General features: G+C 62.1%; 12 protein-coding genes. 5 read left to right on the top strand and 7 right to left on the bottom strand.

Annotated features, from left to right (window positions below; all coding sequences use genetic code 11):
* Window positions 1-37: 37 nt before the first annotated feature.
* Complete coding sequence (gene urtA / locus EOB59_RS20915) at window positions 38-1,348, bottom strand: urea ABC transporter substrate-binding protein (protein WP_027036733.1); 1,311 nt, start codon at window positions 1,346-1,348, stop codon at window positions 38-40.
* A gap of 309 nt (window positions 1,349-1,657) precedes the next feature.
* Here urtA and EOB59_RS20920 point away from each other — a divergent pair, with 309 nt between their 5' ends.
* Window positions 1,658-2,071: a hypothetical protein gene (locus EOB59_RS20920; RefSeq protein WP_128289137.1), complete on the top strand. Its 414-nt coding sequence runs from the start codon at window positions 1,658-1,660 to the stop codon at window positions 2,069-2,071.
* 64 nt (window positions 2,072-2,135) lie between these two features.
* Here the strand turns inward: EOB59_RS20920 and EOB59_RS20925 are convergent, their stop codons facing one another.
* From EOB59_RS20925 to EOB59_RS20935, 3 genes are all read right to left on the bottom strand, one after another.
* Window positions 2,136-3,707: a GMC family oxidoreductase gene (locus EOB59_RS20925; RefSeq protein WP_127397184.1), complete on the bottom strand. Its 1,572-nt coding sequence runs from the start codon at window positions 3,705-3,707 to the stop codon at window positions 2,136-2,138.
* Between the two features lie 46 nt (window positions 3,708-3,753).
* Window positions 3,754-4,284, bottom strand: a complete 531-nt coding sequence (locus EOB59_RS20930; RefSeq protein ID WP_127397185.1) for a gluconate 2-dehydrogenase subunit 3 family protein — start codon at window positions 4,282-4,284, stop codon at window positions 3,754-3,756.
* 87 nt (window positions 4,285-4,371) lie between these two features.
* Window positions 4,372-4,767 carry a VOC family protein gene (locus EOB59_RS20935; RefSeq protein ID WP_127271303.1) on the bottom strand — a complete coding sequence of 132 codons (396 nt, stop codon included), beginning with the start codon at window positions 4,765-4,767 and terminating at the stop codon, window positions 4,372-4,374.
* Between the two features lie 208 nt (window positions 4,768-4,975).
* Between EOB59_RS20935 and EOB59_RS20940 the strand changes: the two genes are divergently transcribed.
* Window positions 4,976-5,281, top strand: coding sequence for a ribbon-helix-helix domain-containing protein (locus tag EOB59_RS20940; protein WP_127268969.1), 306 nt, complete (start codon window positions 4,976-4,978; stop codon window positions 5,279-5,281).
* Here EOB59_RS20940 and EOB59_RS20945 read toward each other — a convergent pair.
* The gene (locus EOB59_RS20945; RefSeq protein WP_128289138.1) at window positions 5,278-5,988 is read right to left on the bottom strand and encodes a purine-nucleoside phosphorylase; all 711 of its coding nucleotides are present in this window, start codon (window positions 5,986-5,988) and stop codon (window positions 5,278-5,280) included. The genes EOB59_RS20940 and EOB59_RS20945 overlap by 4 nt on opposite strands.
* An 86-nt stretch (window positions 5,989-6,074) precedes the next feature.
* Window positions 6,075-8,648 carry an ATP-binding protein gene (locus tag EOB59_RS20950; protein WP_128289139.1) on the bottom strand — a complete coding sequence of 858 codons (2,574 nt, stop codon included), beginning with the start codon at window positions 8,646-8,648 and terminating at the stop codon, window positions 6,075-6,077.
* Window positions 8,649-8,871: 223 nt separating this feature from the next.
* Between EOB59_RS20950 and EOB59_RS20955 the strand changes: the two genes are divergently transcribed.
* Window positions 8,872-9,615 carry a flagellar biosynthetic protein FliO gene (locus EOB59_RS20955; protein WP_127397467.1) on the top strand — a complete coding sequence of 248 codons (744 nt, stop codon included), beginning with the start codon at window positions 8,872-8,874 and terminating at the stop codon, window positions 9,613-9,615.
* A gap of 204 nt (window positions 9,616-9,819) precedes the next feature.
* Here the strand turns inward: EOB59_RS20955 and dksA are convergent, their stop codons facing one another.
* Window positions 9,820-10,236 (bottom strand): RNA polymerase-binding protein DksA, encoded by a 417-nt coding sequence (gene dksA, locus EOB59_RS20960; RefSeq protein ID WP_013531862.1) that lies wholly within the window; start codon window positions 10,234-10,236, stop codon window positions 9,820-9,822.
* 329 nt (window positions 10,237-10,565) lie between these two features.
* On the opposite strand from dksA, the gene EOB59_RS20965 reads away from it, so the two are divergent.
* Entirely contained in the window at window positions 10,566-11,069 is a 504-nt protein-coding gene (locus tag EOB59_RS20965) for a histidine phosphatase family protein (protein ID WP_127810508.1), read from the top strand.
* A 63-nt stretch (window positions 11,070-11,132) separates the two neighbouring features.
* Window positions 11,133-11,662: YcjX family protein (locus EOB59_RS36490; RefSeq protein ID WP_245486687.1), on the top strand; the 530-nt coding region annotated here is incomplete at its 3' end.

The raw sequence follows: 11,662 nt of genomic DNA on the forward strand, positions 1-11,662 counted from the left end.
TCATGGGCATGGACCTGAAGGTCCAGCCCGGGGAGGATCAGTTCGTGCCCTTGCCGCCGCACTTGCCGGTGGCAACATTGAAGTTGCCGCAGGACAGAGGCGCGCGCCAATCGGAGATCAGGTCCTTGGAATCAGGCAGATAGTCGGACCACTCGTCACCCATCACCAGGCCCGGCGTGCGCGACACGGTTTCGAACTGGCCGTCGGCCTGGATTTCGCCGATCAGCACCGGCTTGGTGATGTGGTGGTTCGGCATCATCGTCGAATAGCCGCCGGTCAGGTTCGGCACCGACACGCCGATCATGGCGTCGATGACCTTGTCCGGATCGGTGGTGCCGGCCTTCTCGACCGCCTTCACCCACATGTTGAAGCCGATATAATGGGCTTCCATCGGATCGTTGGTGGTGCGCTTGTCGTTCTTGATGAACTTGTGCCAGTCGGCGATGAACTTCTTGTTCTCGGGCGTGTCGACGCTCTCGAAATAGTTCCAGGCGGCGAGATGGCCGACCAGCGGCGCGGTGTCGAGACCGGCTAGCTCTTCCTCGCCGACCGAGAAGGCCATGACCGGGATGTCCTCGGCCTTGATGCCCTGGTTGCCGAGTTCCTTGTAGAACGGCACGTTGGCGTCGCCGTTGACGGTCGAGACGACGGCGGTCTTCTTGCCGGCCGAACCGAACTTCTTGATCGCCGAAACTTCGGTCTGCCAGTCGGAGAAGCCGAACGGCGTGTAATTGACCATGATGTCTTCAGCCGCCACGCCCTTGGCCTTCAGATAGGCCTCGAGGATCTTGTTGGTGGTGCGCGGATAGACGTAGTCGGTGCCTTCCAGCACCCAGCGCTTCACCGAACCACCATCCTCGCTCATCAGATAGTCGACAGCCGGGATGGCCTGCTGGTTCGGCGCCGCACCGGTGTAGAACACGTTGCGCTCGCTTTCCTCGCCCTCATACTGGACGGGGTAGAACAGGATATTGTCGAGTTCCGAGAACACCGGCAGCACCGATTTGCGCGACACCGAGGTCCAGCAGCCGAACACCGCCGCGACCTTGTCCTTGGAGATCAGTTCGCGCGCTTTTTCGGCAAACAGCGGCCAGTTGGAAGCCGGATCGACGACGACCGCCTCGAGCTTCTTGCCGAGCAGACCACCCTTGGCGTTCTGCTCGTCGATGAGCATCAGCATGGCGTCCTTCAGCGTCGTCTCCGAAATCGCCATGGTCCCCGACAGCGAATGGAGAATGCCGACCTTGATCGTGTCGTCGGCGGCCTTGACCGGAGCGGACGTCAACAGGCCGGCGGCGACCACACCAGCCGAAAACATTTTTGTTATTGTCGAGAAATTACCCCTCATATTACAGACTCCCAAGCTAGTTGATTGCACCGCAACACTACAAAGCAACCCCCATGCCAACCGCTCTGGCAATCCCGAAAGGGCACAAATAAATTATAGATATCAGCACCTTGGCATATAGGGCTTACAAAACAAAGAGAGGTGGCCAGAAATCGATTGAGGGAATTTTGCGCAGCTTGCGCAGCCTCTGCCTATTTTTCGATCATTTGCCAAATCTGCCTAGATTTTGAACTCATCAGTGCCTCAGGCGACCGATGTTGCGGCGCGGTGCAAAAATAGGGCAAGCTCGCTCTTCAAGCGAGCGACGTCATGGTTTCAGGTATTTCACGTATTTTCATCGGCATACTGCTTCTGGCTGCAGCAACCGTGGCCGCGCGAGCCGATTTCAGCGACGGCAAGATGCCTGACGGCGCCTATCATTGCGAAGTGTACCTGCTTGGCATGTTCCTCAGCCTCGGCGACATCACCATCAAGGGGAACGTCTACAGCGGCCCCGTCTACACCAGCCTTAGCGTCTTCGGCACCGCGCGGCAGGGCTACAACTACCAAATGGACGCAAACGGCGTGATCTCGTGGCTGGGGCCGCTGGGCGGATATACCGCCGGCGGCAATTCACTGTCGCTGACCCAGGCGACGCTGGACGGCGAAACCGTGCCCTCCTTCGACATCATCATGAAGCAGCCCGACGGCGCCTTCACCGCCTCGACCTGCACAAAGCAGTGAGGCGGCAAGAAAAAGGCGCGGAACCTTGCCGGTTCCGCGCCAGCAGTCCGTCGGGAGGATGTGACTAGATCGTCTTGGCCGACATCTGCGCGGCGATGTAGTCGGCCTGGCGGATCGCCAGCGACACGATCGTCAGGGTCGGGTTTTCGGCGGCCCCGGTGGTGAACTGGCTGCCATCCGACACGAACAGGTTCTTGATGTCGTGCGCCTGGCCGTGCTTGTTGACGACGCCGTCTTCCGCTTTCTCGCTCATCCGGTTGGTACCGAGATTGTGGGTCGACGGATAGGGCGGCGTCGGGAAGGTGCGGGTGGCGCCGACCGCATCATAGAGTGCCGTAGCCTGCTTGTAGGCGTGGTTACGCATCGCGGTGTCGTTTGGATGATCGTCGAAATGCACGTCGGCGATCGGCATGCCGTGCGCGTCCTTCTCGTCGGCATGCAGCGCGATGCGGTTCTCCGCGCGCGGCATGTCCTCACCGACGATCCAAAGGCCGGCCATGTGGTCGTAGTGATCGAGTGCTGTGGTGAACGAGCGCCCCCATGCGCCCGGATCAAGAAACGCTGCCATGAACGGCAGGCCGAGCGACAGCGTCTCGAACTCGTAGCCACCAACGAAACCGCGCGATGGATCATGCCGCGCCTCGTCGCGGATGATGCCGGCCATGGTCGTGCCGCGATACATGTGCACCGGTCTGTCGAAGATGGCATAGACCGAGCCGGTGGTGTGACGCATGTAGTTCTTGCCGACCTGACCCGACGAGTTGGCAAGCCCATCGGGGAATTTCCCCGACGCCGAATTGAGCAGCAGCCGCGGGCTCTCGATCGAATTGCCGGCAACCGCGACGATGCGCGCCTTCTGCTCCTGCAGCTTGCCGTCTTTGTCGGCGTAGACAACGCCGGTCACCTTTCCGCTGGCGTCATGGTTGATCTTGATCGCCATGGCATTCGGCCTGACTTCGAGATGGCCTGTCGCCTCTCCCTTGGGTATCTCGGTGTAGAGCGTCGACCATTTGGCGCCCCATTTACAGCCCTGGAAGCAGAAGCCGGTCTGCTGGCAGGACATGCGGTCGTCGCGATCGACCGAGTTGATCGCCATGTTGCCGGTGTGGCATTCCTTGTAGCCGAGCTTGTCGGCGCCGGCCTTCAACACCTTGAAATTGTTGTTGCCCGGCAGCCGCGGCCAGTCATTGGTGCCGGTGACGCCCATCTTGGCTTCAGCCTGGGCATAGTAGGGCTCCATCTCGGCCAGCGTGATCGGCCAATCGAGCAGGTTGGCGCCTTCCAGTTTGCCGTAGGTCGACAGCCCCTTGAACTCATGCTCCTGGAAGCGCAGCGAAGCTCCCGCCCAATGCGTGGTCGAACCGCCGACCGACTTGACGATCCAGGCCGGCAGGTTGGGAAAGTCCTTGGCCACACGCCAGTCGCCCGACGTGGTGCGCTTGTCCGTCCAGGCGAGCTGGCTGAACGAACCCCACTCGTCATTGATGAAGTCTTCGTATTCGTGGCGCGCGCCGGCTTCCAGGATGACGACGTCGACACCCTTCTGGGCGAGTTCGTTGCCGAGCGTGCCGCCGCCGGCGCCCGAGCCGATGATGACGACCACGCCATCGTTGTTCAGATCAAATGAAGCTGCCATGGTTTCCTCCCATGATTTCTGTTTGCGGGTTCAAGAACGACGGGGCTCAGAGCCACTCGATGTCGTCGAAACCGCGCGCGATGTAGCCGCCCTTGGAATAGGACTCGCCCTCGTAACCGAAGATCGGCCACACCTCTTTCTGGTTGTAGAGGCTGACCACGAGGCCACCCCGAATGGCCTGGAAGAACGGCGTCGCCTCGATTTGCTTCAGCACGGCGACGCGCTGGTCTTCCCAGCCAAGGCCGCGGTAGCCGCCGTCACCGGACTTCTTGTCGAGGTCGGCGATGCCATCTTCGAGCATAGTCTTGTAGGCGGCGTCCTTGCCGGCCTGTTCGTCGTGGCCTTTCACGGCAATGGCGTAATATTTGTCCGGAACCTGATCGTGCGGATAGATGTCACGCGCCATCTGGATCAGCGTCGCCATGGTTTCGGGCTTGAGTGCCGATGTCTCCAGTCCCCAGGCATGCTCGGGGCTGATGACGGCGCCGCCTGAGATGACGAGCAGCGCGCCGATGCTGCCGCGTTTGAGAAGCTCGCGACGGGACAGCCCGGGCTTCGCGTCATAGATCGTGACCATTTTATTCCTCCCTGCTTGCTATGTGCGCTCTCTTCAGAACGCCGTTGCTGGCGCGCTGCCCCCGTCAGGGGACGGCTGCGATGTCTCCTATTGGAAGCGACCTCCGCGTTGCAGAACCTCGATCTTGTAGCCGTCGGGATCCTCGATGAAGAAAAAGCGGGCGATCAGCGACCCGTCGCGGTTGAACTCGACGATTTTCTTCGGGTTGAGCCCTAGCGCGCCGAGACGATCATGTTCGCCGTCGAGATCGACGACCGAGACCGCCAGATGGCCGTAGCCGTCGCCGAGCCCGTAAGGCTCCTGCCGATCCTTGTTCACGGTCAGTTCGAGCTCGAACCCTGCCTCGGCATTGCTGAGGTAAATGAGCGTGAATGTCTCGAAATCCAGCCTGTCGGCGACATCGAGCCCGAAGGCGTTTCTGTAGAAATCGAGCGATCGGGCTTCGTCGAGAACCCGGATCATACTGTGGATCGCCTTGGCCAAATCAGTCTCCGTTCTGGTGTGGAGGCGATTATGCGCGGCACGGGAAAAAGGTGGTGGCAGCCGGTTACCACGCCCGCAGCCGCGAACGGGACGAAAGTCCGATTGCCGGACCGGCAATTTTGCCCGAGAATGCATGTGGGGACAGGTCAAGCAGTATCAAACTGCACGCCCGTCCACCCAAGACCAACAATCATGGGAGGTTTGTCGGATGTGCAGGGTGTTTGCGGGCCAGGATCCCGAAGGCTATCGCCAGATCAACCGGTCGATTCGCATCGACGGCCACTCGACCAGCATCCAGCTCGAAGCGACATTCTGGGCTTTGCTGGACGAAATCGCCGAAAACCAGGATTTGACGACGCCAAAATTCATTTCGAAGCTTTATGACGAAGCCATCGAGATCAACGGCGCCATCCCGAACTTTGCGTCGATGCTGCGCACCACCTGCGCGCTCTATCTGCGGGGCCATCGGCCGGGAATGGATGAGCAGATGGTGCCGAAGCGGGAGGCTGCTTAGCCCGCTTCCACAGCGACAGCGAGCGCCAGACGGCTCATGTCGGTGAAAAGCGCCTGGCGCTCGGAATAGTCGGTCTGTTCGCCGGTCTCGATGTTGTCGACCACGACACACATCGACAGCGCACGCGCTCCGAAATGCTCCGATATGCGATAGAGCGCGCTGGTTTCCATATCCACGGCCAGGGCTCCTTCCGCTTGCGCAACGGCAAAACGGGCGCGCCCTTCCGGGTGATAGAAGATGTCGCTGCACACCGTCAGGCCGGCATGATGGTCGATGCCGAATTCTACCGCCTTGGCCAGCGACGATGCGAGGAGCGCCGGGTCGGGGCCAGCGGGTCCATAAAGGCCGAAAACCTGGCCGCTCTGGGCGCTTTCCGCCTGTGCCGATTGTGAGATGACAAGGCTGCGCAGTTTTGCTTTTGCGGTCAGGCTGCCGCAGGTGCCGGTGCGGATCAACGTCCGGGCGCCATAATGGTCCAGCAATTCATGCGCATAGATCAGAAACGATGAAACGCCGATGCCCGTCGCCTGAATGCTGACGGGTTTGCCGCCAAACAGCCCGGTGAAGCCAAGCGCGCCGCGGCGGCGATTGATGCAGCGCGGCGCTTCCAGGAACGTTTGCGCCATCCACTCGGCGCGCTGCGGGTCACCCGGCAACAAAACCGTGTCGGCGTAGTCGTCCTTGTCCGCTTCGTTGTGCGGCGTCACCAGTTGCTCCCCTAAGCCTTCCTGCCGTTTCACCCGCAATCATGGCGTTGTCACGGCGTTGTGCAAGGTGGAACATGGGAAAGGCTCTAAGACTCCAGCACGTCCTTGACGATCGTCGCCAGTTGCTTGAGCGAAAACGGCTTGGGCAGAAAGCCGAAATGCGCATCTGCCGGGAGGTTTCTGGCGAATGCGTCCTCGGCGTAGCCGGACACGAAGACGAACTTGATGTCCGGCTGGCGCTTGCGCAATTCACCAAGCAGTGTCGGTCCGTCCATTTCCGGCATGACCACATCGGAAACGACGATATCGACCTTGCCGCCCAGCGCCTCGAACACTTCCAGCGCCTCGACGCCCGACGATGCCTCGTGCACGGTGTAGCCACGCGAGGTCAGCGCCCGCATGCCGCCCATGCGCACGGCATCCTCGTCCTCGACGAGCAGCACCGTGGCCGAGCCCGACAGATCCTTGGCCGGATCGGCGACCTTTGCCGGCGCCGCCGGCGCATCGCCGGGCTCGCCTGCTTTTTTCGCTTCGGCGATGTGACGCGGCAGGAAAATGCGGAAAGTCGAGCCTTTGCCGACCTCGGAATCGCAGAAGATGAAGCCGCCGGTCTGCTTGATGATGCCGTAGACCATCGACAGGCCAAGGCCGGTGCCTTTGCCAACCTCCTTGGTGGTGAAGAAGGGCTCGAAGATCTTCTTCAGCACGTCGGGCGCGATACCGCTGCCGGAGTCCTCGACTTCGACCACGACATAGTCGGCCGGGGTGAGTTCGCGATAGGAAAAGGCCTTGCACTCCTCGGCGGTCACATTGCGCGTGCGCACGGTGAGATCGCCACCCGCCGGCATTGCGTCGCGCGCGTTGACCGCAAGGTTGACCACCACCTGTTCGAACTGCCCGATATCGACCTTGACCGGCCACAGGTCGCGGCCATGGTCGACCTTCAGCTTGATGTCGTTGCCGACCAGCCGGGCCAGCAGCATCCTGAGATCAGCGAGCACGTCGGTCAGGTTGAGCACTTCCGGCCGCAATGTCTGCTTGCGCGAGAAGGCGAGCAGTTGCCGTACCAGCGAAGCCGCCCGGTTGGCATTCTGCTTGATGTTCATGATGTCGGGGAAGGACGGGTCCGACGGACGGTGGTTGGTCAACAAAAGGTCGGACGCCATGATGATGGCGGTCAGCACATTGTTGAAATCATGCGCGATGCCGCCGGCAAGCTGGCCGACCGCCTGCATCTTCTGGCTCTGCGCCATCTGCCCTTCGAGCGCCTGCTGCTCCGTCGTCTCGACGGCGTAGACGATGGCCGACTCCTCGGCGCCCTCGCCGCCGGTGCCGTCGGCGACGGCGTTGACGTAGAAGCGGATGTGCCGTTCGTCGTTGCCGGGCAAAAGCGTGTCGATCGGCTCGATGTCGGCCTGCCGCTGCTGCGCTTTCTCGAAGGCAGCCGCAAAGGCCGGCCGGTCGCGTTCGTGGATCACCGTGTCGAGCCGTACGCGACGGTCGACGGCGTCGCGATCGACGACAGACGAAAACAGCGACAGGAACGGCGCATTGGTACGCAGGATGCGCCCATTGTGGTCGACGCCGGCGATCGCCATCGGTGTCGAGTTGAAGAAGCGAGTGAAGCGCACTTCCGAAGCCCGCAAATCGGCAGAGGCATCCTCGCCTTGCGTGCGGTTGAGCACGATCGTGCGTGTCGGCCCGTTCAATCCTTCGCGGCTGGCCGAAACACGGTGCATGAAGCGCACCGGCAGCGCTTCGCCCGTCGTGGTCGTCAGGTCGAGATCTATCACCGCGTTGCGTGTGGTGCCGGGGTCGGCCTTGACCGAGCGGACCAGCGCCATGCCGTCGCCGGCCACGATCTCCGACAGAGACACGGCGCCGGGCGTGAAGCTGGTGAGGTCGATGCCCAGCCATTCGGCGAGCGTGGCGTTGATATAGGTGACGCGGCCCTCCTGGTCAGCCGAAAAGAAGCCGGCCGGCGCGTGGTCGAGGTGATCGATCGCCTTCTGCAGGTCGAGGAAGAAGCGCTCCTGCTCGGCCCGCTCCTGCGAGATGTCGGCAAGCTGCCAGGCCAGCATCGGCAGCCGCTGGCCTGGAACGCTGAAGGCGCGGGCGCGGGCCCGGTACCAGCGGGCGCCAGGCTCGGCACCGGGCCGAATGGACTGTGCGAGCCTAAACTCGCCGTCGCCCGACTGGCCGTCGCGCAGGCCGGACGCCAGGCGATAGATCGTCACCGAGGCTTCGGGGACATCCGAGAGCAATCCCTCGACGGTCTTCAGGTCGGCAGCGGACGATGCTCCGGTCATATCCGCATAGGCGCGATTGGCGTAGACGACGCGGCCCTTGGTGTCGGTGACGAGAAGCCCCTGCGACATCGAATCGACGAAGGATTTCGACAGTTCGTCGCCTGTCGAGCGTGGCGTGACCTGCACGAAGCCGATCGCCGTCGCGAACAGGAAGCCGACGCCGATCATCGCCAGCACGCCGAGCATGCCGAGCAGGAAAGGATCGCCGAGGCGCTCGCGGAAAAGCCCGAAGACGATCGCCGCCCCCGTCAGAACGACAATGAAAATGATAAGCCGGGTGACCGCGCCGGGTCGCGTATTCTGGTCGACGATCGGTACCGGATAGAAATCGCCGCGCGCTTCCTTGGCCATGTGCCCCCTGCTCGTGAATTCCGGTGTTCCGACACCCGCCCCTAGCGGGTTGAATCACATTCTCCTGGTCCGGAAAAGGCCTGGGCGGCAAATGTCGGATAAAAATGATGTCTTCCGGGCTTCGGAGTTTTTCTAGCTGTTCACCGGCGTGAAACGCAACTTGCGGTGGCCCGGTGCAACGGTCTAGTGTCTCGTCACTTCCAAGGGCGATCAGGGGAACCCAATGCAATGGCTCGATAGCGTGGCAGGTCCCGGTTATGCCGCAGCATTGTTGTGGACGTTTGCAGCGCTTGTCCTGCTGGTCATCGTTCTCGTCATCATCAAGCTGGTACGCAACCTGACATTCGGAACCTTCGTCGCCGGTGGCCGGAACCGCAAGACGCGACTGGCCGTCATGGATGCCACCGCCGTCGACAGCCATCGCAGGTTGGTGCTGATACGCCGCGACGACATCGAGCACCTGCTTCTGATCGGCGGGCCGACCGACGTCGTCGTCGAGCGCGATATCCGACTTTCGGCGCTACGCCGGCCGGCATTGACTGGAGACGGTGGCTTGCAGCCGGTCCCGGCCACCGCGGCCCCGGCAGCAACAAGGCCACGTCCGCCGCAACCCGCTCCGCCGCCGGCCAGACAGGCACCCGCTCCACAGCCGGTGAACACGACGCCCGCCCGCCCGCGTCCAACAGCGCCGCCGGCACCTGCACCGAAGCCGGCAACGCAAAGCTATCAGCCGACCAATGTCACGCCGTTGCCGGCCTACGGCTCCGCCAATGCCAACACCGCCCGGCACGCCCCGCCACCACCGCAGCCGGTGCAAGACAGCATCGACGACACGCTGATGAGGGAGCTCGAAGTGTCGCTAGACCAGCCCCGTTCGGGCGGCCCCGTGGGCAAGCCGGCGGCGCCGCAGTCGCTCGACGACGAGATGACCAAGCTTCTCGGCGAACTCTCCAGTCAGAAGAGATGAGCGACCGCCGGGTCGCTATCCCGCGAAACATCGCCGCCGGTCCGCTACCGAACCACCTCGTCCAAGCGCAAAATATCAAGGGTTTGCGGCCTTCGCGCGCCTCAGAGCGGTGGATGCCGCACCAATAGAAATGGCCGGAAAACCGGCCATTTTCAGGATCGAGTTCGTTCGGTATAGCCGGCCGTGCGCCGCCGGCCTTGACCTTCAGTCGTCGCGATAGACTTTTTCGCGGCGCTCATGCCGCTCCTGCGCTTCGATCGACAATGTCGCGATCGGACGCGCATCGAGCCGCTTCAGCGCGATCGGCTCGCCGGTCTCTTCGCAATAGCCGTAAGTGCCTTCGTCGATGCGCTGCAGGGCGGAGTCGATCTTTGCAATGAGCTTGCGCTGACGGTCACGGGCCCTGAGTTCGATGGCACGGTCGGTTTCCGAAGAGGCGCGATCGGCCAGATCGGGGTGGTTGGCGTTTTCTTGCTGCAGGATTTCCAGTGTTTCGCGCGCTTCGCGCAATATGTCATTCTTCCAGGTGACGAGCTTTGAGCGGAAGTAGGATTTCTGCCGCTCGTTCATGAACGGCTCGTCTTCGGAGGGTACGTAATCGGCGGTAACGATGTCGTTCATTCGACTCACCCAAACTGCCCCAAATTTGGCGCCTATATATTCGTCGTCCGACGCCTGCACAAGCGCAATCGGCCGCTGTTTCACGCAATTGTTAAAGTACCCCGCCACGGGTCTTTGCAGCCGCGTACGGTCGCTTTGGTACAAACTCCGCCGAGACACTTTGGATCCGGTGGCACATGCTTTCCGAGATCGGCCGTGATCCCGGGGCGAACGCAAGCGCCTTTGCAGCAAGCAGCATTGGGTGATTCGCTGTGTTTGAAGAGCACGGGCATTGTGCGCAACGCCGTTCTCGTGGCTAATCCCGGGAGGCTTCGGCATTCGGAGGTTGGGTGAGCAGGCTTTATCTGTTGCGACATGCAAAGGCTGGCTGGGCACTGCCCGGTATGCGGGATTTCGATCGCCCGCTCGACGCGTCCGGCCGTTCCGATGCCGAAATGATGGGCGCCGCCATGCGCTCCCGCCTCTATGTTCCGGACCGCACGCTCTGCTCCAATGCCAAACGCGCCAAGGAGACGCTGGAAAGCCTGGCCGGCCAGACCGACACCGGCCGGGTCCTGTTCTTCGACGCGCTCTACAGCGCGGACGCGGCCGGTTACCTCCACCTTATCCGCGACAATGGCGGATCGGGCTCATTGCTGGTCATTGGCCACAACCCGATGATGGAAGACCTCACCATGGCAGTTTCGGGCGACGGCGACGAAACCGCGCGGGCCACGCTGAACCACGGGTTTCCGACCGCGGGCCTGGCGGTCGTCCGCTTCGACGGCGATCTTGCCAGCGCCGCCCAAGGCGCCGGCTATCTCGAAGCGTTCCTGACGCCGGCCGATCTCTGAAGCCATTTCAAAGCCTGGTTGTAGAGCCTATATCGGACGGACCGAAGTCCGAGAGAGCATATTTTGGCATCATCGCTGACCACCTTCACCGACGAGGCGAGGATTGCCCTCGACACGCTGTCAGGCCGCGCCACCGGGCTTTTTTCCCCATCGCTGCGCCTCGGCGTGACCGGATTGTCCCGCGCCGGCAAAACGGTGTTCATATCGGCCCTAGTCCACAATTTGATCCATGGCGGCCGCCTGCCGCTGTTCGAGGCGCAGAAATCTGGGCGCATCGCCCGCGCCTTCCTCGAGCAGCAGCCCGACGACGCGGTGCCGCGTTTCCAGTACGAGGACCACATCGCCGCCCTGGTCAACGATCGTGCCTGGCCCGATTCGACGCGCGCCATTTCGGAACTGCGGCTGACCATCGAATATGAATCGGCTTCCGGCTGGAGCCGCATGTTTTCTTCAGGCAGACTGTCGGTCGATATCGTCGATTATCCCGGCGAATGGCTGCTCGATCTGCCCCTGCTCGGCAAATCCTTCGCCGATTTTTCGCACGAAGCCTTTGAAATGGCCGTTCTGCCGGTGCGCGAGGACCTGTCGCAGGC

It is taken from the genome of Mesorhizobium sp. M7A.F.Ca.MR.176.00.0.0, assembly GCF_004023165.1.
Lineage (GTDB): Bacteria > Pseudomonadota > Alphaproteobacteria > Rhizobiales > Rhizobiaceae > Mesorhizobium.

Excerpts from the sequence above, each read along its gene's own strand:
- EOB59_RS20940 (WP_127268969.1), top strand. The coding sequence starts at position 4,976 with ATGTGCAGGGTGTTTGCGGGCCAGGATCCCGAAGGCTATCGCCAGATC.
- EOB59_RS20925 (WP_127397184.1), bottom strand. The coding sequence starts at position 3,707 with ATGGCAGCTTCATTTGATCTGAACAACGATGGCGTGGTCGTCATCATC.
- EOB59_RS20955 (WP_127397467.1), top strand. The coding sequence starts at position 8,872 with ATGCAATGGCTCGATAGCGTGGCAGGTCCCGGTTATGCCGCAGCATTG.
- EOB59_RS20930 (WP_127397185.1), bottom strand. The coding sequence starts at position 4,284 with ATGGTCACGATCTATGACGCGAAGCCCGGGCTGTCCCGTCGCGAGCTT.
- dksA (WP_013531862.1), bottom strand. The coding sequence starts at position 10,236 with ATGAACGACATCGTTACCGCCGATTACGTACCCTCCGAAGACGAGCCG.
- urtA (WP_027036733.1), bottom strand. The coding sequence starts at position 1,348 with ATGAGGGGTAATTTCTCGACAATAACAAAAATGTTTTCGGCTGGTGTG.
- EOB59_RS20920 (WP_128289137.1), top strand. The coding sequence starts at position 1,658 with ATGGTTTCAGGTATTTCACGTATTTTCATCGGCATACTGCTTCTGGCT.
- EOB59_RS20950 (WP_128289139.1), bottom strand. The coding sequence starts at position 8,648 with ATGGCCAAGGAAGCGCGCGGCGATTTCTATCCGGTACCGATCGTCGAC.